Here is a 25,469-nt window from a genome sequence, read left to right as displayed (position 1 = left end):
TTAGGATCTTTTCTTAAACTTTTTTATCATCCAAATAAGCAAATTCAGTGCAAGATTATTTCTGCAAATTTTAATAAAAGGTGCCACGAAGCTACTCTTTGCTAGCGCTCTTTACTACATATGGGATACCCTTCCATCTGCACCAGAAATTCTGTTTCATCATGCCAGACTTTCGAACACTTCTCAAAAAAATATTGAGAAGAATTTGGCTGAAAGCTACACTAAAAAACTTTATTAGTGCATTTTAAGAACGGTCCATCTTTTTTCGATTTCAACTGACGTTCCCTTTTCAATTGGATTGATGGGAAACTCGCTGATCGAAATATAGATATTTCTTCCGTTCTTTTTATTTTTTCCGTTTAAACAGAGGGTTGTCTCATCTAAATCAGTCTTTTCCTCTGATAGGAATAAAAAATTCAAATGTTCAAAGGAGCTCAATTGGGTGAAGGATGGTCCTTCAAATAGAGACACTGAGATCCTTTTATAGGTTGATTTCTGGCCGCTATTCAGGAAGATTTCATCATGCTCTTGCTTCATAAAATATTCATAGGACTCCTGGCTCTGCCATAATGAAACGATACAAGCCTCATCAGGAGATGTCAGACTCCATCCGCCAGCTTGTCCAATAAACCCCTTTACTTTTTCTAATGCTGCCCATTCCTCCTGAGCTTTTGAAAAAAGCTGTTTTTGCCCGCTGCTAACTTTGCACTGTATCCACTTGATCAGCATATAGGTTCTCTCCCTTCCCTTTCAAAAATACTCCCTCTTTTCCAGTAGTTAAACACTTATTTAAACAATGCTTCATTTATTTTTCCATCCTGTTTAAAAAACTGGTTTAAATATCCTGTTATCGTACACGCTATGGATAGGTGATATGAATGGATTTCTTTCGAATAGCATTAGAACTGGTTCTCGGCTTTATTTGTTTGTTCATTATATCCAGGATACTTGGAAAAACTCAGATAACCCAGATAACAACCTTTGACTTTATTTCAGCCCTAGTATTAGGAGAACTCGTCGGAAATGCGGTTTTTGATAAAGATATCGGAATTTCAGAAATCATTTTCGCGATTGTTATTTGGGGATTACTCATCTACATGGTGGAATTTCTTACCCAGAAATTTAATGCAACGAGAAGTGTTCTGGAAGGATGTCCGACCATTATTATTAAAGATGGCAAACTTGTAAAAGAAAATCTAAAAAAAGAAAAGATAGATATTAACCAGGTGCAGCATATGGTCCGGTCAAAAGGTGTTTTTTCCTTGAGAGAAATTCAACATGCCATTCTTGAAACTGACGGAAGCATCAGCATTATGAAAAAAGCACAGTATGATTATCCTGTCCGAAAAGATTTTTCTTTTCATCCTGCAGAGCCTTCTCTTCCCTATACACTGATTCTGGATGGCGAGCTTCAAGAAGATAATCTTGATGAAGCGAACTTGACAAAAGAGTGGCTCATGGCTGAATTAGCTAAGAAAAAGATCTTTTCCTCAAAAGATGTCTTTTTTGCTGAATGGCGGCAGGACGGAGGTCTTCATGTTCAGGAATCCGATGAAAAAGGAGCGCCCGGTAACTAGGGGCACTCCTTTTCTATGTATCATGCAATAGGTGTTCCATTCGGCACCTTTTCATCTGGAGACAGCAAAACAACATCCCCCTTATTAGGCACACCGCCAAGAACAAGCACTTCCGATTTAAATCCAGCGATTCTTCTTGGAGGAAAATTAACAATCGCCGTTATTTGTTTCCCTACAACATTTTCAGGTGTATACCGCTCTGTAATTTGAGCGCTTGTTTGTTTTGTCCCCATCTCAGGTCCGAAATCGATCGTCATTTTGATCGCAGGTACTTTAGCTTCTGGAAAAAATTCAGCTTTTAATACAGTACCAATCCTGACATCCAATTTTAAAAAATCTTTAATTTCTGCCACAGGTCAACTGCATCCTTTCTCCCGCTGCATCCGAACTAATAATCCTAATATTCTGACATTTTTAGGTATAAAGAACTGGTTAAATGATCTCGTGAATCACAAAGCCCTTTCCTGTTACAGTTGAAGGAACTTTTTTAAAGGGTTCTCTTTTTATTTTCTCTAGAATATGGGCAAATTTTCTTGTTTCTTCTTTCCGGTCTTCCTCAATGTGTCTTCCGTTTAACTGAATCCTGGAAACTTTAGAAATTGAGGCATAATCTGCTTTATCATTTACGGTCCGGTTCGCATATTGAATGTACTGATCCATTTGAATTGGCGCTACAAAACTCATCCTGATCACACTCCTTAAAGATTCTTACCCTTTTCCGCTCTCTCCAAAACTTGCTTTTCCTTTTCGAATCCTTTTGATAAGATTATCTTTGTCTGTTTTTAATTTTACATATATCTATTTTTTAAATTAATACGATGCGCATAGGCAATTTATGGGAGTGAACTCCAAATGTTTTTTGCTAAAAACGATGAAAAACTGATTCGCTTGTCCTCTCTTCCTAGAGAAGAGTATCAGCGTATATATGAATTGGGACAAACAGGAAGATTATCATGTCCCTCTTGCGGGAAAGCTTTAAGGCTTCAAATGGAAATCCATCAGTCGCCCTCCTTTTATCACCCAGGGGTTCAGAAGGATTCGGCATGTATAGAAGAATGCCGCCATTTAGAGAAAGAACATGCTCCTGTTAATGAAGAACGCTCAGGGGGCTTCCGCATTCCTAAAGGAAGAGCTATAACAGCGGATACACTCCCCTCTCCAGCATGGAAATCTCCTCAAGCAGCAAAGGTAATCGAAAGCTTCCAAAAAATCCTTGAACCTGCCCTTGAAGTGATGCCGGGAATTACGATGAACCAAGCACAATACAATGCCGTTACCTCGGAAGAAAAATCCCTCCTTGTACTCGCTGGTGCAGGGAGCGGCAAAACAAGAGTGTTAACAGCCAGGGCTGCTCATCTGATAAAAGAAAGAGGTGTACGGCCAAAGTCGATTATGCTCGTTACCTTTACTGTTAAAGCAGCAAAGGAAATGAAAGAGCGGATGACTGCACTTTACGGATTAGATCCTAAAGACATTAGTCAAATCGTGATCGGCACCTTTCATGGTATTTTTTATAAAATTCTTCTTCACCATGACAGGGAAAAATGGGATGGAAAGAATCTGATAAAGTGGGATTGGCAAAAGGAACAATTTGTAAAGCACGCTGGAAGAGAACGGCATCTGGATGAAAAGGAATTTCCGTACGACCAGGCATTGCAGCAAATTTCCTTCTGGAAAAACTCCATGCTGTCTCCGAAAAATATTAAATGCGAAGACAAATTTGAAGAAGATGCTCTCTTTTTATACAAGCGATATGAAGAAATGAAGTCAGAGAACGGCCAATTTGATTTCGATGATATGCTGCTTCAATGCTTGCATTTACTTGAGGAAAACGAGTCACTGCTCTCGCAGTACCAGAACCGCTTTCGGCACATTCTGATTGATGAGTTTCAGGATATCAACAAAGTGCAATACGAAATGATTAAAAATCTTGCTGGTGATGCGGCAAACGTTTTTGCTGTAGGAGATGACGATCAATCCATCTATGCCTTCAGGGGCAGCGACCCTTCTTATCTGCTGCAGTTTGAAAAGGATTTTCCGGGCACCGCATCCATTCACCTTTCAACTAACTATCGTTCAAGCCATGCCATTGTGGCAGCTGCCAACAAAGTCATTGATAAAAACAAAACCAGATATGAGAAAAAAATGAATCCGCATTTCGACAACGGTAAAAAACCTATTTTTTTCTATCCATATGACGAAGAAGAAGAAGCAACGCTAATTGTGAATGATATGAAGGAAAAAATCAAAAATGGCGAAAACCCTTCAGATTTTGCCATTTTATATAGAACTCATTCATCAGGAAGGGCAATTTTTGAACGGCTATCCCAATCCAGCCTTCCTTTTACTGTTGAAAAAGAAAGTGTCTCGTTCTATGACAGAAGAATGGTAAAAAGCTTGCTTGCTTACCTCAAACTTTCCCTTGACCCGGATGATGCAGCTGCCCTTCATGATTTGCTTTTCTCTCTCTTTTTAAAACAAAGCATATTGAACGAAGTAAAAGGGCTTTCCATTTTGGAAGATTGTTCCCTTCTTGAAGCCCTTTTGAAAATTGAACACATTCATGCTTTTCAAAAAAAGAAATTGCAAGAAATCATACCTATTTTCAAACGGCTGAAAAATCTCCCTCCACTCGAGGCGATCGCATCCGTTGAAAAAAAGATGGGCTTTGCAGACTACATGAAAAAACGCGGCAATGAAGGCAATTCCATTGAAAAAGGATCAGATGATATTAAAGATTTAAAGGTCATCGCTAAAAAATTCACAACCGTCTCAGACCTTCTTGATCATGCTGAACATATGAAGGCACTTGCTGCAGCTGTTAAAAAGGATGGAAAGATGGACGGTGAAGGCGTCCGCTTGATGACCATCCACAGAGCCAAAGGTCTTGAATTCAGATATGTTTATGTTTTAGAAACAGTCGATGGCAGCATTCCGCACGATTACTCGCTAGAGGCTGCAAGAAACGGAGATTTTTCCGTGCTGGAAGAAGAACGCCGCCTTCTATACGTGGCGATGACGAGGGCGAAGGAAGAGCTGTTTTTATCTGTACCGCTATTCAGGCGCGGAAGAAAAGCCGCACCATCCCGATTGCTTTCTCCTGTCAGTCCTGGCTAAAAAAGAGTATAAATACCCAAAAACCGGTCAGACTTATCTGTCAGACCGGTTTTTTTCATTCATAAAATAGGGCTCTAAAAGCTTGTATAGCCACACACCTATTAACCCGCTTAAGGAATTCAGGATCACATCATCAATATCAGAAGTTCTTAAATCTTTTATGTAGAAAAAAGAAGAAATGAGCATCTCGATAAATTGAACTGTCTCTACAGCGAAGCTGAGAAGTATCATTGCGATTATGACAGCTTTACTGCTTTTTATCCATCCAAAATAGAGGCAGCTGAAGGCAAGCGGGGTGAGCATTAAAGCATTTCCAATAAGCAAAGTCAGTGCTCCCTCTTCTCCAATTGTCCGGATCGTTAAGACAAATGGAGCAAGGTTTATGGCCATTGGATATCCTTCACTAAACAGGCTGCTTCCCCTGAATGGGTGATCGAGCAAAGAGGTAAGCGGAAAGCTCAGCGCATTTCCGAATAGCTGTACAATATAAAAACTGAAAAAGAAAAAGATGAACCCATCTAAAGGCCTTTTCACGGATGTTTTCTTTATTAAAAAGAAAAGGAGTCCTTCAATAAGAAAGGAATTTAACATGGCTCCAATTAAATAATGGCTGTTTTCATAATTCGGATTGCCAAATTTGTTTCTGAAATCTACAATAGCCCCTGGAATAAAATAGATCAGGGGAACAATCAAAAACCAGTACTTTTTCACACGGATACTCCTCTTGCAATTTGAAATCTATTCATTAATTTACCACTTTTTTATTCAAAAAGAAAACGGGGGGGCAGGATGCCCCGCACCTTATTTGCCTTTGTTCATCATTTTCGAAATAGTATTAAAATCAAGCTTTTCTTTGCCGCTTACAATTGAGTTGACAATTTTATCTTCCATTTCCTTCGGCACTTGTTTGTTAGCAATTTGCGAAACTCTCCGGATAACACCACGAACCGTTTTTTCATCTTTAAAATTAGCATTTTGAAGGGAGTTTGCCAGTTCAATAACTTCTTTCATGTTAACGCCGGTTTTCTTTTCAAGGCTTTTAAAGAACCCATTATCCATGATTATAAAACCTCCTAACTTGATGGTATATCATATGAGGCCGCCTAGAATGTGTGCAGCCTTGCCTCCTGATGTCTTGAATAAAGGCTGTTTCCGTAAAGATTGTTGCAATTCGTATGGGTTTAGAACACGCTTAAAGATTAGCTCCGTGGCATCTTTTCTTATAATTTCTAATGTCCTATTGCTCTAATTTCACATAAATGAAAGAAATAACAACAAAGTTTAAGAAAAGAGCCTTAAGTAAAGAAAGTACGGGCCGCTTGCCCGTACTTTCATATTTCACAAACATTGAAGGAGGGAAAATCATTAGTTGTAGAAAGAAGCACCAACAATAATCAACAAAATGAACAATACAACGATCAATACGAAAGTTGAACCATAGTAGCCGCCGCCGTAACCGCCGCCGTAACCACCACATCCATATCCATAACCCATGTGCGAAGCACCTCCCTTTCGTTCTTCCCTAACAATATATGTGAGGGGTTTATAAAAGGTATGGACAAACACATAGGGCATAAGCGGAATTTATCCTGCAATTTCCCTTCAAAATCCTTTTCCATCAGGATGATTTTTTAAAATCCATCCTTCAATGCTTGATGCGAGACGGTCCATTTCCTTTTCAAAACCTGCTCCGTTTTGTTCGAGCTCCTTCATCTCTTTTTCAGTTTTTTGTATCCAGTCTTCATTCTTATCTGTTACACCTTCATGTCTTCCTATAAATTTACCAAACATTTTTTCGAATTCTTCATCAAGCTTTGCCATCATCTTCACTCCTTTACGGGCTAAAATAATATATGCAGGTTCTGAATAATACTTGAGCCTGCGAGAATGTCCGTTACATGAAAAATGACCATGAAGCTAATTTTTTTCATGGTCTTTTTACTCCCTATGGATTTAACGATTCCACGAATTTGCTGATTTATTCTTCCCGCACCCGCAGCCTTTTTTTTTCACAGCTGATGCTTGTTTCTTAAATGAAGTCGTTCCCTGATTGGATTGAACTTGATTTGAGGCAGGATTCATTTTTGGTCTGTCCATACTATTCCCCACCTTCCTGCTTATGGATATGAAATAGTTTATGAAAATTGCTCACTCCCGCTCTACACGAATGTCCTAATCTAATAACTTTGAAACAACAGTTTCCAGAATGCCTCCAAGCCCTGCAATGGCAAGAATGATAATAACAGGCTCAAACCCTCCTGGCCATAGTCTGCAGCCGATATATAAAATCAGCGAACACCATACCCCTGTGCACCAGTAACAGCTCAATAGCTCACCGATAAATGCCTGAATTCCTTTCCCCTTTATTTCTATGTAGACCGCTTCTTCTCCTGATTCATCCTTCATCATGACTTCCCGATGAAAAGGCTCCCGGATAAAGGCTGTAATTTTGTCATAAACAAATAGTCTTGTAAGCCGAAACACAGCAATTGAAAAGGCAATCAGCATAAACCATTGGTTTTCCATCAGCTTCACCATCCATTTTGTCTCTTTATAACGGTATGAAAAGACCTTCAAAATATGTTGCCTTCCTTCTGTTTGTGCTCAAATTCCATATTTGCCTCAAAAATGGGTGCTAAGAATGTATGTATTTCCCATTCCAAATGCACTGTCCCTGCATTAAATAACTATATAAGGGAAAGGAGTGAATCATTTGCCTACTAATAGGTCAGCACATGAAGATGAGGATCAGATAGCTGAAACAGCTGTACAGGCTGAAGAAACCATCCAGGTCTCTGAAGAATATATTCATATAAAGGATTCCAGCAATATAACCGTTATCACCACAAATAATGAAGTGGCAGTATCTCTCCAGGCAGCCATACAAGTTGCTATAACACTTTCAATCAATCTTTCTATCGCAGATAGTATAAAAGCTGAAAAGGTTACAGAACAGCTGCTGCAAAATACGTTTACTAAGCAAATTCAGCATCAGAAACTGATTATTATCAACTCTAACAACGTAACGGTTCAAACATTAGATACAGATGCTGCCTTGTCTCTGCAGCTGCTGATTCAAATCTTGCTGGCACTTCTAGTTCAAATTGGAATCCTTTGACCCTTTTAAACTTATAAAAAGGAGTGAATTAACATGTCTGAGAACAAGGATAAACTGACTGAGATTTCTTCAACTCTTATGCAGCTTTTCGTCTCTGATGTATTATCTAAGAACAATGTTGACGGAGAATCCCGCCGCAAGCTTTCTGATGAACAGAAGGAAAAGCTGAAAAGTGTTGTTTTGGATCTTCAAACAAAAGTGGAAAGTTTTCTGGCCAGCCCAACCAAAAAAGTGACTGAAGATACGAAGGAAGTGTCCGAAGCCCCTAAGAACAAAACCTTAAGAGAAATGCTTCAGGACAAGAAGGATGACAAATAAACTAAAAATGGGTTTTCAAATTTAGTTGTTTGTCTCATACCAAAGACGGCAGACCATCATTTAATGTAGTAAATTGAAAGGAGGAAATAAATAAATGGAAACTAGATCCTATTCTTGGGTAGCTCTTGATAAAGGTTCATGTCATCCGACTGAAAGTGCAGAATATTCCCCAAACAAATGGTGCAACGAATTCAATAGAGGAGTTGAGCAGGAAGCAGACCAAGTGTCTACCACAGATCAATCTTCTAACGAAGTCATCATCATCAGAGATTCTTGCGACATCTTAGTATCTACAACTGAAACTCAAGTAGCTACATCTTTGCAGGCTGCTCTTCAAGTGGGAATTGCCCTTGTTATCAACTTGACAATTGCTGACGCTCAGCGTGCTGAAACTGTAACACAGGAGCTTCTTCAAAGAGCTTCAATCAGACAATCGCAAAACCAAAAATTGGTTATCGAAAATTCACGCAATGTCGAAGTAATCACAACAGACACAGAAGTTGCCCTTTCCCTTCAAGCTTTGCTTCAAATCCTTTTGGCGCTTGTTGTCTCAGTTGGCATTTTGTAAGAACTCCGAAGAAGCAGGGAATTTACCCTGCTTTTTCTTTTTTGCCCATACATAACCGTGACGTTGACCCACACCAATCAAGGCATAAACACATATGTTGTTAAAGACCAAGGTCAATTATCTATAGTTGAGGAGTTGAAAAGCATGAGCTGCGGACACAAATCTCATGAACGTTTTGAAAACTGCGTTTGCGAAGCCGTTGAAAATATTAAAGCTGAACAGGATGCTGTTGAGGAATCATGCCCTACCAGCTGTTTCAGCAATCTGCTTAGCCCGGCTAGCGCACCAGGAAGAGATACAATTCCTTTCTTGCTGTTTGACAAAAAAGGAAATTTGTTCAGCGCTTTCGGTAATGTAGGCGGATTTACAGATGACATGAACTGCTTCCAAACCATTTTTTTCCGCGTGGAAAACTTAAAAGGATGCTGTGCAACACTATCCCTTTTAAGACCGGTTAACGTTGAAGGAGAAACAATCAGCGTTTGCGATCCTTGTGACCCTGATTTCTTCGGACTCGAAAAAACAGACTTCTGCATCGAAGTAGACCTTAACTGCTTCTGTGCGATCCAATGTTTGTCACCCGAGTTGGTGAACCGGGTTTCACCGCAAATGAAAAAACATCATCATCATGGTTAAAAAAAAACAGACTGCCGGCACCGGTAGTCTTTTTTTCTCTTTTCATGTGGCTTTTTTCTTAAACATTCATGCAATGCCTTTCATATATATGAAGTAAATTCTTTAAATTAATAAATTGATGCTATGCTCTTTATTCTTTATTTGTCCAAAGACCATATGAAAAAAGTCTTTTTTATAAGATAGGCATTCTTCCTAGCACCTTTAATCTTGTACCTGCCTATTCTATTAGGGATAAATTACTTAAATGGGAGGGAAATAAATGAGCTCAAAAACACATTTTACTTGCGTATGCGAAGCAGTGGAAAACATTAATGATCTTCAAAATGCTGTAGAAGAAAATTGCCCGACTAGCTGTTTTTCAAACCTGCTTTCTCCTTCAAATACATTGGGTGATACCATTCCGTTCATTCTTTTTACTCAAAAAGGAAAACCCTTCAAAGCTTTCGGAAACGTAGGAGGCCTTCAAGCCGGCGATTGTTTTACTACAATTTTCTTTCGTGTTGAAAAAATTAGAGGCTGCTGCGCAACCCTTCGCTTGCTGATTGCATTTGACGAACACCGTCATGTACTTGATTTTAGCGAAGATGATGCCTGCCAGGTATTCCGCCTTGAAAAATCAGATTTCTGCATTGAAGCTGACCTGAACTGCTTCAGTGCTATCCAATGCTTGAATCCTCGCTTAATCAACAGAACACATTAATGCAAAATGGTTCCTGGAAGTCAGGAACCATTTTTTTTAATTTAGGCTCTTTTCTTACACTTTGTTGTTTTTTCAACCATTTAAGTGAATATAGAGCAAGAATTACAGTTGCGAATTTTAAGAAAAGATGCCAATAAGCTAATCTTTATTCGTGTTCCAAGACTATACGAATAGCAACAAGCTTTGCGAAAACAGCCTTAATTTAATCATGCTGAATGAATAAAAAAGCAGGAAAGTCGTCAAAAAAGTGCCTAATTAAAATCCAAGAAGATGGATGGCCTTAATTTCTTCCATCCTGACTTTAATCGGCTGTGAGCTGGTTGTAGCCTGGATTGTTACAATGCCGTCTTCTTCTGAGAGAATAATACCTCTCCGTGCCCCGTCTGAAAATTCCACATGGCAGAGTGTTCTTGGAATATTGACAGGGAGGTTTGTGACAAATTCCACTTTTTCAGCGATATTCATCTGGCTGACCGGTTTTCGGGGTCTTCTTTCCACCATTTGCTCTTGTTCTTCTAAGGCCTCTTCAACTAATTCAGCCTTAAGCACACCGTCTGCTTTGTTATAAGCTTGCTCTATCCCCTTTTTCACCGGTTCAGCGGATTCTGTGATCTGATATGCAGCTTCCGTTACAATCGGTGTTTCAGCTTCTGCAGCAGCTTCAGGAAGCTTTTCAGCGGCTTCAGAAGGCTTACTTTCCAGTTCCCTTTCAGCTGCAGCTTTAATTTCCGGAGTTTTTTCTGCGGCTTTGTACTTTGCGGATTTTTTAATCACAAGTGTCTGCATCTCTGCTTTTACTTGAACATTTTCTGGCTGAACGATATACATAAGAGGCTTACCCTCATACCCTTTAGTTGACTTTATCATGCTTCCACCCCCGTAGCCTTTTCTCCGAACCATTTTATGCCCGAAACAGCCTGAACATGACCAATAAGAAATCGGAAGGCTCTTTTCTTATGGCTCTTTTCATAAACTTTGTTGTTTTTTGATTGATTTAAGTGAATTTAGAGCTATCATACACATTGCGAATTTTAAGAAAAGATGCCCCGAAGCTAATCTTTTTGCGATTAACAACAATCTTTGCGAAAACAGCCAATAGGAAAGAGTCTGTTTTAGCCTAAACAAGCGCTTTGCAGGAATGGGGCAAAGTTTCTGCAATAAAAAGCCCCATGCCAATGCAGGCATGAGGCTATTTAGCAAATGGTCAGCGCCCGATAATGTGGAAGCCGGAATCAACATGAAGGTTTTCACCTGTCATGCCGCGGGATAAATCACTGAATAAGAATAGGGCAGTATCCCCAACTTCTTCAGGAGTTGTCGTACGGCGAAGAGGAGCACGTTCCTCAATTTCTTTTAGAATAGAGTTGAAATCGCTAATTCCCTTCGCGGAAAGGGTGCGAATCGGTCCTGCAGAAATAGAGTTGACACGAATGCCTTCTTTTCCAAGATCTGCAGCAAGATATTTCACGCTCGCATCAAGGGATGCTTTCGCAACGCCCATTACATTGTAATTTGAAACGACACGTTCACCGCCAAGGTAAGTAAGGGTAACGATGCTTCCTCCTTCTGTCATTAAAGGACGAACAGCTTTCGCCACTGCTGTTAAGGAAAAAGAGCTGATGTTATGGGAAAGCAGGAAGCCTTCTCTTGACGTATCAACAAACTCGCCGGCAAGGTCTTCTTTATTGGCAAATGCGATGCAATGTGCCAAACCATGAACAACGCCCACTTGATTTTTAATATCAATGAAGCATTTACTGATTTCTTCATCATTTGTGATGTCGCATGGAAGAATAATGGAATCCTTGCGGTCAAGTGAGTCAGCCAATTCTCGGACTGACTTCTCTAGTCTCTCCCCCGCGTATGTAAAAATAAGTTTAGCGCCCGCATCATGCAAAGAACGAGCAATTCCCCAAGCTATACTTCTCTTGTTCGCAACACCCATAACAATGATATTACGGCCCTCAAGTGAAAATTTCATTTTAAAAGCCTCCTATGTTTAATACAAGTTATTAGTACCTGGTTATAATTATAACATGATCAGCAGTAAATAAGGCTCTTTTCTTAACTTTGAATTTTTTTATCTGCATAAGTGAATTAAGAGCAAGAATACATCTGCGAATTTTAAGAAAAGTTCCCGCGAAGCTAATCTTTGTCCGTGCTCTAAGCGCATACGAATAGCAACAATATTTGCTAAAAACAGTCTTTCTTAAACTTAGTTTCTGCTTTATAATATTTAGGCTCTGTTAACTTTGGCTGTTGATTGCAGCAAGCAGGCGTCTCGATCCTTCCGCTCCAATCAAAATGGTGACAAAATCAACCTTCAGCTTTAACAGAGCTAACATTTAAGAAAAGAGCCAGTATCCTTTACCACTGCAATTCCCTTTTCAGCTCATTCACATATTCCCTCGAGCCTGAAACGAGCAGGCGGTCACCCAGCTTTAGCTCGGTATCGCCATGCGGTATGATCGAATCTTTCCCTCTGAAAATGCGGACAAACACTACATCTCCTGTAAATGGAAAGTAACGGAGCATCATATTATGATATCTTGACTTTCTCATCTCGATTTCATACAGAGCTGAATCATGATTTGACAGGATATTCATCGCGTTCGGTGACTCAATCAAAACCCGAAGCAAGGTTTTTGTAGATAAAAAGACGGAAAAAATTTCGACTCCTGCTCCCTTTGCCTTTTCTTCCAGCTCAGGAGATGTGATTAAAGCAATAACTCTTGAAATGCCAGCTTTTTTCGCATTCAGGGCAATAGCTGTATTCTTTTCTTCATCACCTGTCGCGACAACAAGAATATCCGCTTCAAAAACCCCGTTCTCTTTTAAATTCTCAATCGAATAATCTTCCAATTCTTCGATTTGAAAAAGGGATTCTGCGATTTGTTTCTCAATTTTATCCTGCTGAGTATGATAAACCGTTGCTTCGTATAAACTGTTTTCAAGCTCCCTTGTGACCGGAAGCGTCATCTGATTGGCCCCAATAAAAGCTACGCTTTGCTTAACTGATTGTATTTTATGCGAAGGGAAAAGCTTCTTAAAACCAATCGGTGCAATAATACTTGATAAAACAGCTACAAGAACGAGAGCCCCTGACATATTGGAGTCAATAGCCTTTGCTTTTTCACCAATTGTTGCAGCAGCAATAACAAGTGACAAAGTAGACGTAAGCAAGAATCCGGCTGCCAATGTTGTCCTCTTATCATACCATCTGTTCAGCAAGTAAACAGGAATAATTTTCGACAGAAATAATGCCACTAATAGCAGCGGAATTAATAGTAAAATTTTCGGTTCCTTAAACAGTTCCCAAATCTCAAGCTTTACCCCTACCATGACGAAAAAGATCGGAATAAGAAATCCATAGCCAAAGGAATCAAGCTTTTGCACAAGTTCTTTATTCGGAGATAGCAGAGAAACGAGCACCCCTGCTAAAAAGGCGCCAAGAATACTTTCTGCCCCGATTGTCTCAGATACTGCCACAAGAAGCATAATCAAAGTAAACACAGCTCTTGTGCCAAGTTGGACGGTCCCTTTTGACATCGTATCAACAAACGGCCTGCTTTGAAAAATTCTGCCGATAAAGTACAGAGCAACACCTGCAGCAAACAATACAAGCAGCAGCCAAATATTACTGTTATTGTCCCCATAGATGCTTGCAAAAACAGCGAGCAAAATCATGGTAACGAGATCTGCAATAACAGCTGAAAGCAGGATAATCTGGCCGATATTGGTTTTCATGATATTGGCTTCTTTCAAAGTCGGCACAACCACTCCAAGAGAAATCGTCGAAATAATAAGCGTCATCAGAAAGGCATTTTTAATAAAGCCTGTTAGAACAAATATATAGGAAAGCGCTAGTGATAGAACAAAAATCCCTGCAAAAATTGTAAGGGAAACAGCAAATGTGGATGGCGCTTCCTTGCCTGATGGCAGAATTTCTTTCTTCTTTCCGCTGGAAAAAGCGCTAAAATCAATTTCCAGACCGCTTAAAAACATAAGAAAAATAAAGCCAAGTGTTGATAAAGTGGTCAGCCACGTATCTTCATGAACCAAATTAAATCCGCTTTTTCCTATTACCAATCCCATAAGAATTTCCGCAACCACGATTGGCATGAAATTCAGCCTGAAACGATGCATAAAAATGGGGGTTAAAAAGGCGACAACAATGACAATGACGAGTGAGGCAACAGATGCTTGATGTTCCATTTTTATACCTCCTTTTGCATAACGCCTTAAAGCAGCTTACCTGTAAATAATACGGCCAAAGCCAGATAAATCAAAATGCTGATAAAATCATTCAATGCCGTAATAAAAGGGCCTGAAGCGAAAGCCGGGTCAAGCTTCAGCCGATTCATTACAGAAGGAATTAGCGCCCCGGAAATAGTGGAAACAAGAAGCGCTAAAAGAATCGAGAGACCAACAAGGATCCCCAGTATAAAGCTTCCTTTCCATATAAAAATGATCAGACAGGCAATAAGGCCAGTAGCCGTTCCGGTAAAAACAGCAGTTCCCGCTTCTTTCATTACATTTTTCAGAATGGCGTCTTCTTCTTTGCCTGCTGCAATTTTTCGTACAGCTACTGCAAGCGACTGTATCCCTGAATTCCCTGCCATACCGGCAACAAGCGGGACAAATATAAACAATAGGGTTATTTGCTTTAGCGACTGTTCAAACAAACTGACCATTGCTGCTGTTGCCATCCCAAGCAAGAGAAGAACAAAAAGCCAGGGAAGACGCCTTCTCGCGGAAGAGAAAAAGCCTGATTCAGTCCATTCTTCGTCAGAAACGGCTGCAAACTTTGAATAGTCATCTGTAGCTTCTTCATGAATTACATCCACAATGTCATCGATCGTTATAATCCCTACCAGATGATCATCATGGTCAATAACAGGAACAGCCATAAAATTATAGTTTTTCATTTTTCTTGCCACTTCTTCCTGATCCTCATCAACAGTAACAGAATAAACCCTTTTGTTCATAACCTCTGCAATCAAATCGTGGTCATCGCTGACAATCAGATCTCTTAAGGTAATGACGCCAGCAAGCCTTCTTTGTTCGTCTACCACGTACGTGTAATAAATCGTCTCAGCATTCGGCGCCTCTTTTTTCAGCAGCTGAAGAACCTTTTTCACTGTCTGGTGAGGATAAACAGCTACAAGCTCAGTCGTCATAATGCTCCCTGCCGTATATGCTTCGTAATTCAGCAGGTTTCGAATCTCTTTAGCCGCTTGATCCTCCATTAAGTTCAAGTAGCCTTGTGCTTCTTGCTGATCGAGCTCATTTAAAACGTCAACAGCATCATCTGCGTACATTTGCTCAAGCATTTGAGCTGCGTAAACCTGATCCATTTCGGAAAGAAACTCTTTATAATCTTCACTGTCTTCTTCTATATTTTCAAAAACAGCTGCCATTTCTTCTGGTGAAAGATATTCATACAGCCTCAATCTATCTTCCTTCTCAAGCTTGATAAACCACTTTGCCTGATCGAAAGGGTAAAGATTTGTAAAAACCTTCCTGAAGGAATCAATATCTTCAGCTTTTAAAAATTCAAAAAGCAGCTCTTCTTCATACTCTACAGCCTGTTGATATTCCCTCATCGTAAGCCGCCTTTCATAAAGGACTATTTATGCCTCTTTTCTAAGGGTTCTTATCTTAAACTTTGTTGTTTTCCAATCTCTGTAACTTGAATATATCTGCCAGTAAGATGGAAATTTTAAGAAAAGATGCACCGAGCTAATCTTCATGCGTTTTCAATACTCATACGAATAGCAACAATTTGCGAAAACAGCATTTCTAAAAGCAAAAAGAGAACAAACAGGTAAAATACACAGTGCCTAGAATACCTTAATTAAAGAGTTAGTTCCACTGATAACTTTTTAATACCCAAAATTACCTTTTTTAGGCTGAAGAGCCGGATCCTATGGTTATAGTTTAGGTTAAGAAATGGGAAATTATCTTAAAAAGGGTAATGAAATAAAAAAAAAGGATGAGAAAGAATGAAAGCAGATATTATCGGTGATATACATGGATGCTTCGAAGAATTTTCACAGTTAACCAAAAAGCTCGGTTATTCCTGGGAAACCGGAATTCCGCTGCACCCTGAAGGTCGAGTACTGTCCTTTGTCGGAGACCTTACTGACAGGGGTCCCCAATCATTAAAGGTTATTGAAACTGTAGCCAAACTCGTTCAGAAGAAAAGAGGAATCTATTCTCCTGGAAACCATTGTGATAAACTTTATCGCTATTTTAGGGGGAACAAAGTTCACGTAACTCATGGCCTTGAAACAACTGCAGCCGAATACGAGTCCCTCTCATCAGACGAACAGACAACCATCAGAGAGAAATTCATGAAACTAGTTGATCAAGCTCCTCTATATCATGTCCTTGATGAGGGGAGAGTTATCGTTGCTCATGCCGGCATAAAAGAAAGCGACATAGGTAAAGATTCGAAAAAAGTGAAAGAATTCGTTTTATATGGAGATATAACAGGAAATACCTTGGATGACGGACGGCCGGAACGAAGGGATTGGGCGAAGCATTATAAAGGGGAAGCGTGGATTGTATACGGCCATACACCTGTGAAGGAACCCCGAATCATTCATCATACAATTAACATTGATACAGGAGCTGTTTTCGGCGGCAAGCTAACCGCCTTCCGCTATCCTGAAATGGAAACAGTCAGTGTTCCATCGTCTATGCCCTTTGATTCCTCGCGTTTCAAGGAATTTGAATAGAGATTTTCTGTAAGGCTCTTTTCTTAAACTTTGTTGCTCCTCACTCTAAATTTCTCCTGAACGACCCTTGATTGACAAAAACGTTAAGAAAAGATGCACCGAAGCTATTCAAAATGCGTGATGAGAACTTTTACGAATAGCAACAATCTATGCGAAAAAGCCTTCTGTAAAAAATGGCTGAAATAGCATGTTGCTGGAGTTCGCTAAAAGGGGACGCTGCGAAAAATAGATCTTAAGGTTCTATCATTCAATTTTCAAGCTTAAAACGAGGGGGCTAAGAGGCTTACTGTCCAAATTTGAGTTTTAACAAGCCGAAACCGCTCTCTAACTGGCGAATATGCCGTTTTAACTGTCCGAACTAGGACTTCCAATAGCCAAATTGCCTTTCTAACAAGCTAAGCCTATTTTTACTGGCCAGCCTTTTACCCTAACTGTCCGGGATATCAGTCTAACAAGCCTTCTGCTTACTGGCAGGCTCTTAAGCCAAACTGTCCAAACCCTCGGACTTGAACATGCCAAACCTGCAATCTAACAAGCCGGTCCCAGACTAAGAACAAGCTGCATCACTGCTTTTCATTTTAATAAAGCTTTCATATCCTCCGGCAGTCCGCTAGTAAAGAACAGTTTCTTTTCGTAAAAAGGATGCCAGAATGTCAGTATACTGCTGTGAAGGGCGTGCCGTTTAATTTCTGCAAGGCTTCCCCCGTAAAGGGTATCCCCGCACAAAGGGTGACCGATGTATTGCATATGTACCCTGATTTGATGAGTCCTGCCTGTTTCGAGCTGAAGCCGTACGCGGGTTTTATTCCCGTAAGATTGAATTTTATCAAAATGAGTGATGGCTTGCTGTCCATCCGGGCGGACTTCACGTGCAATTATACTGTCTCCTTTTCTTCCAATCGGTGCATCAATCGTTCTGTTTTCTTCTTCTATGATGCCTTCTGCTACAGCTTCATATGTACGGCTGATTTTCCGTTGCTTTTGAAGTGCAGAAAAGAGCGAGTGGCTGAACCGGTGTTTTGCAGCAAGCATTAGACCGGATGTATCCCTGTCAAGCCTGTTGACAATGTGAATAGTGGAGGATACCCCTGTGCACTGAAAATAATGAAGGAGTCCGTTCGCCAATGTTCCACCTGGATGTTCCCTAGATGGAATAGACGGAATGCCCGGCTGCTTGTTTAAAACAATACAGTGCTCGTCTTCGTATATGATTTCAAGCGGCACATCCTCCGCTTTCATCGATTCGCTTGGTGCCTCTTCAGGAAAAAGGACGGTAAGCATATCCCCTTCTTTTAATACCTGCCTGACCGTTGCATGCTTGTCATTAAGAAGAATGTCCCCGCCAGCAAACTTTATGTCTGTAAGAGCTCTTTTTGATATTTGCTTTTCTTTTAGAAAATCCCTGATCAGTCTTCCTTCTTCCTCACCCGGAATTTTCCATTGCAGTTTAAACTGTTTCAAAGCTTAAGGCCCTCTCGCTGTTATTTTCCAATGAATGATTCCTGCACCCTTTTCCAGAATGGAAACGGACGGAATCTGGCAAATCGAACATTTTCTTTTGCTACCCGGCACTGAATCGATTTGACGTCTTTATGAAGAAGGGTCAAATGATCAATGGTAATTTGAAAATCAGCGTCATTTACAGGCCTTAAGTTGCAAGTATGATGTTCCGGCAGTATCAGCGGGGAACCGATTGTGCGGAAAACCCTGTTATTGATCGATGCCATTTCTGCAAGCTGGATTGCACGCAAGGATGGATGCAGAATTGCTCCCCCAAGTGCCTTGTTATAAGCTGTGCTTCCGGTTGGAGTGGAAAGGCAAAGACCGTCACCTCTGAACGTTTCAAAGAGCTGACCTTTGATTTCGACATCCATCACAAGAGAATTTTCAACCGCTTTTACGGTACATTCGTTTAATGCTAAATACCGTGCTTCTTTGCCGCCGTCATTATGCCGTACAATGACTTCCAGGATGGGATATTCCACAACTTGAAATGGTGTTTTGGCTATGGCGATTACAAGCTTCTCTATTTCATCCGGAACCCAATCTGCATAAAATCCCAAATGTCCAGTATGAACACCAACGAATGCCGTTTTATCAAGCCTGCTGCGGTAGCGATGAAAAGCATAAAGAAGCGTTCCATCCCCTCCAACTGAAATAACAACATCAGGCTGATCTTCATCATATTCACATTTAAAATCCATTAAATAAGATCTTATCTTTTGGGAGATCGTGTTGGATGCAGTGTCCCCTTTTGACTTTATGGCAAATTTCATTTTTTATGGGCCCCTTTGTCAATCAGAATCTTTTCGTGAAAAAATGACCTGTGCTTCTTGTATTTCCCCTCTAATCAATGACATTTCTTCATCCAGCCGGTATGCAGCCTCAGCTGCCCGAAGCAGACGGAGCTGAATATCCTCAGGGAAAATGCCGCCGTACTTATAATTTAATGAGTGCTCAATCGTTGCCCAAAAGTTCATAGCGAGCGTCCGGATTTGAATTTCTACAAGGATTTTCTTTTCGCCCTTTGCAGTCTGTACGGGGTATTTTGCTACAACATGATAGGAGCGGTATCCGCTTTCTTTTTTGTGAGAAATGTAATCGCGCTCTTCCACGACCTCAAAATCCTTCCGTTTACGAAGCATCTCGACTACTGACGGAATTTCATCCGTAAACTGGCACATCATTCTAAGGCCTGCAATATCTTGCATCTCTTCTTCAAGTTTATCAAACGGTATATTTTTTCTTTTTGCTTTGTCCAAGATGCTTGGAATCGGTTTGACTCTTCCTGTTACAAATTCAATCGGCGAATGAACGTTTTCTCGTTCATATTCTGTCCGAATCCCTTTAAGTTTCACCTTCAACTCTTCAACTGCCTGATGATAAGGTCCAAGAAGCAGCTTCCAATCTTTATAGTTCATCATAATCCCCCTGCCAAAGACATGAAAGAAACACCCAAGCTATCTACAGTGCAAAAGACTCTGAAACTTGCCTTTCCATATCTTCCCCATAGTTTGCGTTATCCTTTATATTTACAAGCAATGCATTCAGCTCCTCGTAGAAGTGAGGCAAAGTAATTTCTGTACCGTTAATGACAGCAGCTGCATCCACTTCCTGTTTGCGAGCCTCATGGAGCGTATCCCAGACACTGTGAGGCATGCTTAAATAGATAAAATCTTCGGTGTTTTCAAGTATGTATACTAAGGATAATTGGTCGGAATCCGCCAATATTTGTCCTTTAGGAGTCAGCTCGCTTGCATTTCCTTCATAGGCTTGAGTATGAAAGATGACTTTGCCATCTTTTATTTTCGCTTCAGTTACAAGTATTTTCTTCATATGTATCTCCTCTCAGCAAAGTTATCCAATTTCATTTTACCACAATGGCCGTTCACATCATAAACATTGATATGAATGAACAGTCAGGGGATAATGAAGGTAGTTTTTTTCCACGGAGGAATGACAAATGGCACAGCAAATCGAGATTGAATTTAAAAATATGCTTAAAGAAAATGAATTTCTTACATTAAAAAATCATTTTCAATTTGAAGAGAACGACTTTAAGGAACAGATCAATCATTACTTTGATACTCCTGATTTTGCAATAAAAGAAAAACATGCAGCTTTACGCATTCGGGAAAAAGGAGAAACACGGATTCTCACTTTAAAAGAACCAGCAGAAATTGGGCTTCTTGAAACAGAACAGCTTCTTACGATTCAGGAAGCAAATCAGTTAAAAGAGAACGGTTTAATACCAGAAGGTCCTGTAAAAGAACAATTAATAGGACGTTCTATCTCACTTGAAAAACTGGAATACTTCGGCTCGCTCACCACGATCCGAGCAGAAAAAAATTTTCAAAATGGCTTAATTGTTCTGGATCATAGCCGATATTTAGAAGTAGAGGACTACGAATTAGAATATGAAGTTACAGATGAGGCAACAGGAAAAATTATTTTTGAAAAGCTGCTCGAACGTTTTCATATACCAATAAGGGAAACAAAAAATAAAGTCAGACGTTTTTATGAAAGGCTCTATTCCTAAATAGCACCAGCCTTTCGGTAAGCAGTCTTATGAAAAGAAATACCCATCACGCAGCGTATAAAGGAGAGTACCATGGATATCAGACAATACCAGACGTTGCTTCAACTTCAGGCGATTCAAAATCTGCAGGCTCCTTCTTCCGGACAAACTGAAGCCAAATCGTCAGCTGATCCATTCTTCAGCCAAATTCTCGAGTCATTTGCAAGCCTGCTATCACAGGACGATGAAGCAAGCTCATCTGATCAGCTAATGCCGCCGGATTCTGCTCCAATGCCTTTGCAGCCGCCTGTCTTAACGAAGAACCCAGTACTTCAATCATTGTCTAAAACACCTTCAAATATCGCTGATATCATCAAACAGGCCTCAGAAAAGCATGGAGTAGATGAGAAACTGATTAGAGCGGTTGTAAAACAGGAATCAAATTTTAATCCAAATGCAACAAGCGGTGCTGGTGCCATTGGACTTATGCAGCTGATGCCTGCAACAGCAAGAGGCCTTGGGGTTGAAAATGCCATGGACCCGGCTCAGAATATTGAAGGCGGCACAAAGTATTTGAAGCAAATGCTGACAAAATACAATGGCGACATTTCATTGGCACTTGCAGCATACAATGCTGGACCCGGAAATGTTGACAAGCATGGCGGTATTCCTCCGTTTAAGGAAACAAAAGATTATGTGCAGAAAGTTTCATCTTATTATTACGCATAATAATAGCCAGTCCATCAATTGGGCTGGCTTTTCATTTGTTATGGCCGTTTCACAAAGATGATCATTTCATTGCTAATCATATGGGTTTATACCATTCATAAAGATTAGCTTCGTGCCATCTTTTCTTACAATACGCAGATGGTTTCTTGCTCTAAAGTCAATGAAATGTATGAAAAAGCAACAAAAATTCAAGAAATGAGCCTTTGTTAAACAAGGTTCGCAGTGCGATTTGTTTGAGATTATGTGAAACGGTTGTTAAAATGGGTCTAAACGAACATAAAGGAGTTATCAACATGGCAGAATCATTTTCAACTCCGTATGAAGCAATTGGTGAAGAGCTTCTTTCTCAGCTTGTTGATGCTTTTTATAATAGAGTTTACAATCATGCTCTGTTGGCTGACATTTTTCCGGATGATCTTTCGGAAACAGCCAGAAAGCAGAAACAATTTCTAACACAATACTTGGGTGGCCCCTCATTATACACTGAAGAACATGGACATCCTATGCTTCGAGCAAGGCATTTGCCATTTCCTGTGACTTCAGAGAGAGCAGAAGCCTGGCTGTCCTGTATGAGAGAGGCAATGGATGAAGTAGCGCTTCACGGGGATATCAGAGATTTTTTATATGAACGCCTTGAACTGACAGCACAGCACATGATTAATACTCCAGATGAAGATTCTGGGCAAAAAAGGGACAAGAGTTGATGCTTAAACAATGCGGAAATGACAAAGCCGGCCACTTCTTCTCCCATTGCCATGGCGATGCTAAAAAGCCGCTGGAAATTTATCTGTTTGTCGATCCTTTATGCGCTGAGTGCTGGGCGCTTGAACCGATTTTGAAAAAATTGCTGATGAGATATGGCCGCTTTTTTACACTTCGTCATATTATCAGCGGAAAACTTGCAACACTCAATATGAAGTACCGAAAAAAGCCTGATGATTTGGCTAAAATTTGGAACCACACAACGAGCCGAACCGGAATGTCCTGCAATGGGAATATGGAAGTGTACAACCCAATCTCCTCTCCCTATATCGCTTCTTTAGCGATCAAAAGCGCAGAGCTTCAGGGCAGACGAGCGGGAATCCGGTTTCTGAGAAAGCTTCAGGAAGTTCTGTTTATTGAGAAACAAAATGTTTCCGAAGAGGCTGTACTGCTTGAAATAGCAAAGGATGTAGGACTTGATGCGAATGAATTTCTGAAGGATCTTCACTCTTCGAGTGCAGCCAAGGCGCTTCAATGTGATTTAAAAATCACTTCTGAAATGGAAGTCAGCGAAATCCCGACGATCGCCTTTTTTAATGAACGAGTCGAAGATGAAGGATTAAAGGTTACTGGCTATTATCCATACGATATGTACGAGCAGGTGCTCTTTGAAATGCTGGGTGAAACACCTCCTGCATCTGAGCTTCCGCCGCTTGATATCTTCTTATATTATTTTAAATTTGTAGCGAAACAAGAGATTGCACTTGTATACGATATGACGCCTAAAGAAGTTGAAAAGACAATGAAAGAGTTTGTCCTTGCTCAAAAAGTCGTAAAAGTTCCGGTGAAATACGGAACATTCTGGAAATATACTGGACACTAAAAAACCGGTCATAGTTTATGGCCGGTTTTTTTAATAAATTATGTTTGCGCTTACATAAGTACTTCGAAAAAATCCATGCCGGGATAAGCATGGATTTTCTTATGTCTTAACGACAACAAAGGGGATGGGAGAAATTTTTCACGGTCAAACAAAGGGGTAAATGTTTGTAATGTGATCAATTTCACATCATGATTATATCAAATTATGTCGACTTTTGACAAGTGGTTAGTTCTTTTTTCACAAATCTGTCACATATCATATTCTCTTCCTGCTTTTCATATAAGAAGAATAGCACCGGACAGGAGGATGGTTATGAAACAAGCTGCTTACCTGCTTGCTGTTTTATTTATAATCGCTGCCTTTTTCCTTAATATCCTGGGGCTAATGCATCTGATGCCTCTTTATTTGACGGCTCCTCTATTGTTTGTTTCGATTTTCATTTTGGTTTTTCGCATGAATCATAAAAAAACGTTCAGAGGATTTTAAAAACTGGAAAAGCGCAGAACGCTTCTCCTGTTTTCTTCTTTTACTGTTCAACTGAGTTTAACAGTTCTTCCAGTTCTCCAAGCTTTTCCTCAAAAACCTTGCACGCCTCTTCAATTGGCTGAGAAGATGTCATATCGACTCCAGCTTTTTTCAAAACTTCAATCGGATAGTCAGAGCTTCCGCTTTTCAGGAACTCAATATAGCGTTCTACTGCCGGCTGTCCCTCTTCAAGGATCTGTTTGCTCAGTGATGCTGCTGCAGAGAAGCCTGTTGCATATTGGTAAACATAATAGTTGTAGTAGAAATGAGGAATCCTTGACCACTCAAGTCCAATTTCCTCATCAACTGTAATATGCTCGCCGAAATATTTTTTATTTAATTCATAATAAAGCTTTGTCAGCAATTCAGGAGTAAGAGGCTCCCCTTCCTGTGCTTTTGTATGAATTTGATGTTCAAATTCCGCAAACATCGTTTGTCTGAATACCGTGCCTCTGAAGCCTTCAAGGTAATGATTCAGAAGGTACAGGCGTTTTTTCTTATCCTCAATCGTTTTTAGCATATATTCATTCAGCAAAGCTTCGTTTGTAGTGGAAGCGACCTCTGCAACGAAAATGGAATAATCTCCATAAGGGTAAGGCTGGTTTTTCCGAGTATAGTAACTATGCACGGAGTGCCCGAATTCATGAGCAAGCGTGAACATGTCATTCACATTATTCTGCCAGTTCATCAGGATATAAGGATTTGTTCCATAAGCACCTGAAGAATACGCCCCGCTTCTTTTTCCTTTGTTCTCATGCACATCCACCCAGCGATTTTCAAAACCCTCTTTTAGAATGCTTAAATATTCTTTACCAAGAGGCTCGAGCCCTTTTAATATATGCTCTTTCGCTTCTTCATAGGTAATATCCATTTTGGATTCCTTCACTAGAGGCGTATACAAATCATACATATGGACTTCATCAAGCTTCAATACTTTTTTTCGAAGCTCTACATAGCGCTGAAGAAGGTGAAGATGGTCATTTACAGTTGAAACGAGCTGATCATATACTTCTTCTGGTATATTGTTATTGCTAAGCGCAGCTTCGCGGGATGATTTGTATTTCCGGACAGTCGCATAGAAATTATCCTTCTTAACAGTTCCGCTGATCGTGCTTGCGAATGTATTTTTAAATTTCCCGTAAGTTTCATAAACCGCCTTAAATGCGTCACGGCGGACACGGCGGTCTTCACTTTCCAAAAAACGGATATAGCGTCCATGCGTTACTTCAGTTTCATTGCCTTCCTCATCTTTTATGGACGGGAATTCAAGATCCGCATTGTTCAGCATGCCAAAGGTATTGCTTGAAGCACCAAGAGCTTCAGAGGCCTGAGCTAAGATGGCTTCTTGATCTGCTGTTAAAACGTGAGGACGTTCACGGTTAATTTCATCAAGAGCATGCTCGTAAAGCTTAAGATCCTGATTTCCTTCAATAAAGCCTTTCAATTCGCTTTCCTCAATGGAAAGAATTTCGGGAACCATATAGGAGGAAACACTAGAAGCCTGTGTATAAAGGTTTGATGCGCGATCATTCAAACCTTGATAGAACGAATTGCCGGTATCTTGATCGTAGCGCATGTGGGCATATGTATAAAGCTTCCCTAATCGTTCCATTAGCGAATCCTGGAATGATAAAGCCTCAAATAGAGTTTCTGCAGATTCATCAAGCTTTCCTTGATAATCTGCGATTTTCGGAAGTTCATTTTTTATTTCATCAAATTCTTTGTTCCAAGCTTCATCACTTTCAAATATGTCTTCCAGTTTCCAAGTATCTTCAGCTGCCACTTCATTTCTAGCCGGCAATTTTTTTACTGCTGATTGTTCGGACATATTCAGC

31 protein-coding genes are annotated in these 25,469 nt (G+C 40.2%); 13 read left to right on the top strand and 18 right to left on the bottom strand.

Annotated features, from left to right (window positions below; all coding sequences use genetic code 11):
- Positions 1 to 234 precede the first annotated feature (234 nt).
- Positions 235 to 729 (bottom strand): YdbC family protein, encoded by a 495-nt coding sequence (locus ACOT8F_RS04600; protein WP_421650377.1) that lies wholly within the window; start codon positions 727 to 729, stop codon positions 235 to 237.
- A 149-nt stretch (positions 730 to 878) separates the two neighbouring features.
- Here ACOT8F_RS04600 and ACOT8F_RS04595 point away from each other — a divergent pair, with 149 nt between their 5' ends.
- Complete coding sequence (locus tag ACOT8F_RS04595; RefSeq protein ID WP_421650376.1) at positions 879 to 1,577, top strand: YetF domain-containing protein; 699 nt, start codon at positions 879 to 881, stop codon at positions 1,575 to 1,577.
- A 20-nt stretch (positions 1,578 to 1,597) separates the two neighbouring features.
- Here the strand turns inward: ACOT8F_RS04595 and csaA are convergent, their stop codons facing one another.
- Both csaA and ACOT8F_RS04585 read right to left on the bottom strand, forming a co-directional pair.
- Entirely contained in the window at positions 1,598 to 1,930 is a 333-nt protein-coding gene (csaA, locus tag ACOT8F_RS04590) for a chaperone CsaA (RefSeq protein ID WP_421650375.1), read from the bottom strand.
- A 79-nt stretch (positions 1,931 to 2,009) separates the two neighbouring features.
- On the bottom strand, positions 2,010 to 2,261 hold the full coding sequence (locus ACOT8F_RS04585; protein ID WP_421650374.1) for a hypothetical protein: 252 nt from the start codon (positions 2,259 to 2,261) through the stop codon (positions 2,010 to 2,012).
- A 168-nt stretch (positions 2,262 to 2,429) separates the two neighbouring features.
- On the opposite strand from ACOT8F_RS04585, the gene ACOT8F_RS04580 reads away from it, so the two are divergent.
- Complete coding sequence (locus ACOT8F_RS04580; protein ID WP_421650373.1) at positions 2,430 to 4,694, top strand: UvrD-helicase domain-containing protein; 2,265 nt, start codon at positions 2,430 to 2,432, stop codon at positions 4,692 to 4,694.
- A gap of 33 nt (positions 4,695 to 4,727) precedes the next feature.
- On the opposite strand, the gene ACOT8F_RS04575 is transcribed toward ACOT8F_RS04580, so the two are convergent.
- The 6 genes from ACOT8F_RS04575 to ACOT8F_RS04550 all read right to left on the bottom strand — a co-directional run bounded on the left by ACOT8F_RS04575 (position 4,728) and on the right by ACOT8F_RS04550 (position 7,271).
- Complete coding sequence (locus ACOT8F_RS04575) at positions 4,728 to 5,405, bottom strand: VanZ family protein (RefSeq protein WP_421650372.1); 678 nt, start codon at positions 5,403 to 5,405, stop codon at positions 4,728 to 4,730.
- Between the two features lie 90 nt (positions 5,406 to 5,495).
- A complete protein-coding gene (spoVIF, locus tag ACOT8F_RS04570; protein WP_421650371.1) occupies positions 5,496 to 5,753 on the bottom strand; it encodes a sporulation-specific transcription regulator SpoVIF in 258 nt (85 codons plus the stop codon).
- Positions 5,754 to 6,059: 306 nt separating this feature from the next.
- On the bottom strand, positions 6,060 to 6,188 hold the full coding sequence (locus tag ACOT8F_RS04565) for a YjcZ family sporulation protein (protein ID WP_191562279.1): 129 nt from the start codon (positions 6,186 to 6,188) through the stop codon (positions 6,060 to 6,062).
- A gap of 108 nt (positions 6,189 to 6,296) precedes the next feature.
- Entirely contained in the window at positions 6,297 to 6,518 is a 222-nt protein-coding gene (locus tag ACOT8F_RS04560) for a hypothetical protein (protein ID WP_421650370.1), read from the bottom strand.
- 129 nt (positions 6,519 to 6,647) lie between these two features.
- The gene (locus tag ACOT8F_RS04555) at positions 6,648 to 6,791 is read right to left on the bottom strand and encodes a hypothetical protein (protein WP_421650369.1); all 144 of its coding nucleotides are present in this window, start codon (positions 6,789 to 6,791) and stop codon (positions 6,648 to 6,650) included.
- 75 nt (positions 6,792 to 6,866) lie between these two features.
- Positions 6,867 to 7,271, bottom strand: coding sequence for a DUF1360 domain-containing protein (locus tag ACOT8F_RS04550; protein WP_421650368.1), 405 nt, complete (start codon positions 7,269 to 7,271; stop codon positions 6,867 to 6,869).
- A gap of 136 nt (positions 7,272 to 7,407) precedes the next feature.
- Between ACOT8F_RS04550 and ACOT8F_RS04545 the strand changes: the two genes are divergently transcribed.
- From ACOT8F_RS04545 to ACOT8F_RS04525, 5 genes are all read left to right on the top strand, one after another.
- On the top strand, positions 7,408 to 7,812 hold the full coding sequence (locus ACOT8F_RS04545) for a spore coat protein (RefSeq protein ID WP_421650367.1): 405 nt from the start codon (positions 7,408 to 7,410) through the stop codon (positions 7,810 to 7,812).
- 33 nt (positions 7,813 to 7,845) lie between these two features.
- A complete protein-coding gene (locus ACOT8F_RS04540) occupies positions 7,846 to 8,130 on the top strand; it encodes a hypothetical protein (protein WP_421650366.1) in 285 nt (94 codons plus the stop codon).
- A 94-nt stretch (positions 8,131 to 8,224) separates the two neighbouring features.
- Entirely contained in the window at positions 8,225 to 8,698 is a 474-nt protein-coding gene (locus ACOT8F_RS04535; RefSeq protein WP_421650365.1) for a spore coat protein, read from the top strand.
- Between the two features lie 144 nt (positions 8,699 to 8,842).
- Positions 8,843 to 9,334: a CotY/CotZ family spore coat protein gene (locus tag ACOT8F_RS04530; RefSeq protein ID WP_421650364.1), complete on the top strand. Its 492-nt coding sequence runs from the start codon at positions 8,843 to 8,845 to the stop codon at positions 9,332 to 9,334.
- 259 nt (positions 9,335 to 9,593) lie between these two features.
- Positions 9,594 to 10,034: a CotY/CotZ family spore coat protein gene (locus ACOT8F_RS04525; protein ID WP_421650363.1), complete on the top strand. Its 441-nt coding sequence runs from the start codon at positions 9,594 to 9,596 to the stop codon at positions 10,032 to 10,034.
- Between the two features lie 255 nt (positions 10,035 to 10,289).
- On the opposite strand, the gene ACOT8F_RS04520 is transcribed toward ACOT8F_RS04525, so the two are convergent.
- The 4 genes from ACOT8F_RS04520 to mgtE all read right to left on the bottom strand — a co-directional run bounded on the left by ACOT8F_RS04520 (position 10,290) and on the right by mgtE (position 15,640).
- On the bottom strand, positions 10,290 to 10,901 hold the full coding sequence (locus tag ACOT8F_RS04520) for a CotO family spore coat protein (protein ID WP_421650362.1): 612 nt from the start codon (positions 10,899 to 10,901) through the stop codon (positions 10,290 to 10,292).
- 337 nt (positions 10,902 to 11,238) lie between these two features.
- Entirely contained in the window at positions 11,239 to 12,015 is a 777-nt protein-coding gene (gene fabI, locus ACOT8F_RS04515) for an enoyl-ACP reductase FabI (protein ID WP_421650361.1), read from the bottom strand.
- Positions 12,016 to 12,401: 386 nt separating this feature from the next.
- On the bottom strand, positions 12,402 to 14,249 hold the full coding sequence (locus ACOT8F_RS04510) for a monovalent cation:proton antiporter family protein (protein WP_421650360.1): 1,848 nt from the start codon (positions 14,247 to 14,249) through the stop codon (positions 12,402 to 12,404).
- A 26-nt stretch (positions 14,250 to 14,275) separates the two neighbouring features.
- Positions 14,276 to 15,640 (bottom strand): magnesium transporter, encoded by a 1,365-nt coding sequence (gene mgtE / locus ACOT8F_RS04505; RefSeq protein ID WP_421650359.1) that lies wholly within the window; start codon positions 15,638 to 15,640, stop codon positions 14,276 to 14,278.
- Positions 15,641 to 16,039: 399 nt separating this feature from the next.
- Between mgtE and prpE the strand changes: the two genes are divergently transcribed.
- A complete protein-coding gene (gene prpE / locus ACOT8F_RS04500) occupies positions 16,040 to 16,777 on the top strand; it encodes a bis(5'-nucleosyl)-tetraphosphatase PrpE (RefSeq protein ID WP_421650358.1) in 738 nt (245 codons plus the stop codon).
- Between the two features lie 573 nt (positions 16,778 to 17,350).
- On the opposite strand, the gene ACOT8F_RS04495 is transcribed toward prpE, so the two are convergent.
- Genes ACOT8F_RS04495 through ACOT8F_RS04480 form a run of 4 tightly spaced genes read right to left on the bottom strand, consistent with a single transcriptional unit; the run spans position 17,351 to position 20,113 of the window.
- Positions 17,351 to 18,238, bottom strand: coding sequence for an RluA family pseudouridine synthase (locus tag ACOT8F_RS04495; RefSeq protein ID WP_421650357.1), 888 nt, complete (start codon positions 18,236 to 18,238; stop codon positions 17,351 to 17,353).
- 20 nt (positions 18,239 to 18,258) lie between these two features.
- A complete protein-coding gene (locus ACOT8F_RS04490) occupies positions 18,259 to 19,053 on the bottom strand; it encodes an NAD kinase (protein ID WP_421650356.1) in 795 nt (264 codons plus the stop codon).
- Positions 19,054 to 19,071: 18 nt separating this feature from the next.
- Entirely contained in the window at positions 19,072 to 19,698 is a 627-nt protein-coding gene (gene yjbM, locus ACOT8F_RS04485) for a GTP diphosphokinase (protein ID WP_421650490.1), read from the bottom strand.
- A 43-nt stretch (positions 19,699 to 19,741) separates the two neighbouring features.
- A complete protein-coding gene (locus ACOT8F_RS04480; RefSeq protein ID WP_421650355.1) occupies positions 19,742 to 20,113 on the bottom strand; it encodes a UPF0738 family protein in 372 nt (123 codons plus the stop codon).
- 127 nt (positions 20,114 to 20,240) lie between these two features.
- Between ACOT8F_RS04480 and ACOT8F_RS04475 the strand changes: the two genes are divergently transcribed.
- The 5 genes from ACOT8F_RS04475 to ACOT8F_RS04455 all read left to right on the top strand — a co-directional run bounded on the left by ACOT8F_RS04475 (position 20,241) and on the right by ACOT8F_RS04455 (position 23,595).
- Positions 20,241 to 20,816 carry a CYTH domain-containing protein gene (locus tag ACOT8F_RS04475; protein ID WP_421650354.1) on the top strand — a complete coding sequence of 192 codons (576 nt, stop codon included), beginning with the start codon at positions 20,241 to 20,243 and terminating at the stop codon, positions 20,814 to 20,816.
- 72 nt (positions 20,817 to 20,888) lie between these two features.
- Positions 20,889 to 21,524, top strand: coding sequence for a lytic transglycosylase domain-containing protein (locus tag ACOT8F_RS04470; RefSeq protein ID WP_421650353.1), 636 nt, complete (start codon positions 20,889 to 20,891; stop codon positions 21,522 to 21,524).
- Between the two features lie 293 nt (positions 21,525 to 21,817).
- Positions 21,818 to 22,228 (top strand): globin domain-containing protein, encoded by a 411-nt coding sequence (locus ACOT8F_RS04465; protein ID WP_421650352.1) that lies wholly within the window; start codon positions 21,818 to 21,820, stop codon positions 22,226 to 22,228.
- Positions 22,228 to 23,109 carry a ClpXP adapter SpxH family protein gene (locus tag ACOT8F_RS04460; RefSeq protein ID WP_421650489.1) on the top strand — a complete coding sequence of 294 codons (882 nt, stop codon included), beginning with the start codon at positions 22,228 to 22,230 and terminating at the stop codon, positions 23,107 to 23,109. Before ACOT8F_RS04465 ends, ACOT8F_RS04460 begins: the two co-directional genes overlap by 1 nt.
- Positions 23,110 to 23,421: 312 nt before the next feature.
- Positions 23,422 to 23,595: a hypothetical protein gene (locus tag ACOT8F_RS04455; protein WP_421650351.1), complete on the top strand. Its 174-nt coding sequence runs from the start codon at positions 23,422 to 23,424 to the stop codon at positions 23,593 to 23,595.
- 40 nt (positions 23,596 to 23,635) lie between these two features.
- Here the strand turns inward: ACOT8F_RS04455 and pepF are convergent, their stop codons facing one another.
- A complete protein-coding gene (gene pepF / locus ACOT8F_RS04450) occupies positions 23,636 to 25,462 on the bottom strand; it encodes an oligoendopeptidase F (protein WP_421650350.1) in 1,827 nt (608 codons plus the stop codon).
- Positions 25,463 to 25,469 lie beyond the last annotated feature (7 nt).

Source organism: Chryseobacillus diguaensis, from assembly GCF_049220665.1.
GTDB lineage: Bacteria > Bacillota > Bacilli > Bacillales > Bacillaceae > Metabacillus_B.
The sequence above is the reverse complement of the archived record's forward strand: the minus strand, read 5'-3'. Positions and strand labels throughout refer to the sequence as shown.